We start from the raw sequence: 937 nt of genomic DNA on the forward strand, positions 1-937 counted from the left end.
TTGATGGCCGATTAGCCAATCCTTCACGGCATCGATGAGCTTTTGGCGCTGCTCGTCGCTCATCGCGTTGCGTTTGGACCTGCGTGTCGGTGATCGCGGCGCGGCGGTTTCTTCATGTCCGACCTGAGCAGAAGCGCGTGCGCTGCGTGCCTGAATCTTGCACATTCGCTCGATCTCGCGGCCGAGCAAATCGATCTCCTTAAAGTCTTTCGGGTCCTTGTTCTCCTTGGTGATGAGCACACGCATGCGCTGATCGAGCGCGTCGCTGATCTTGTCGACGGGCGTCGCCTGCTCCCACTTCCCGCGTTGCTTCCATGTCTCGACCGTCGAGCGCTTTTGCCCGATGTGTTCGGCAATCGCCGTGATCGTCCAGCCCGACCAGAACAGGTCGCGCGCGGCGCGGCGAACGGCCAGTTCGACAACTTGTGATCGGTCGGGGAAAGCGGAAAACGGGTTTGCGGTGGTCATGTGCCGAGCGTATCGCGCGCGAGCGTGCAGGCGTGAGCCCTCGAATTTGTGCTGAGGCTCACGCGCCACGCAGTGAATTGAAGTGCGCTCGCGGCTCACGCACCATGCAACGACACCGGACTGGATCAGAGAGGAAACACGATGCCGTTGAATTGGAAGCGCGTGGCGACGCAAGGCGCGACGACGGACGGGCGCGAAATCACGCGTCAGCAGATTGAGGACATGGCGAGCACGTACGACCCGAAAACGAAGATCGGCGCGCGCGTATTCTGCGAGCATATTCGTGGCATGGCGCCCGATAGCCCGTTCCGTGCATTCGGCGATGTTCGCGCACTAAAGGCCGAAGCGGTGGAGGAGGGCAAGTTGGGGCTGTTCGCGCAGATCGATCCGACGGACGATCTAAAAGCGATGGCGAAGAGCCGTCAGAAAATCTATTCGAGCGTCGAAATCGATACGAACTTTGGCGGCT

2 protein-coding genes are annotated in these 937 nt (G+C 60.4%); one reads left to right on the plus strand and one right to left on the minus strand.

All coding sequences use genetic code 11. The features are described from left to right. Positions 1–468 (minus strand): terminase gpP N-terminus-related DNA-binding protein (locus tag QCE79_RS39450; protein WP_404989467.1); only part of this gene is annotated, 468 nt, incomplete at its 3' end. A 141-nt stretch (positions 469–609) separates the two neighbouring features. Here QCE79_RS39450 and QCE79_RS39455 point away from each other — a divergent pair. Next, the coding region (locus QCE79_RS39455) for a GPO family capsid scaffolding protein (protein WP_309851666.1) at positions 610–937 on the plus strand (328 nt) is incomplete at its 3' end.

The sequence above is a fragment of the Caballeronia sp. LZ003 genome (assembly GCF_031451465.1).
GTDB lineage: Bacteria > Pseudomonadota > Gammaproteobacteria > Burkholderiales > Burkholderiaceae > Caballeronia.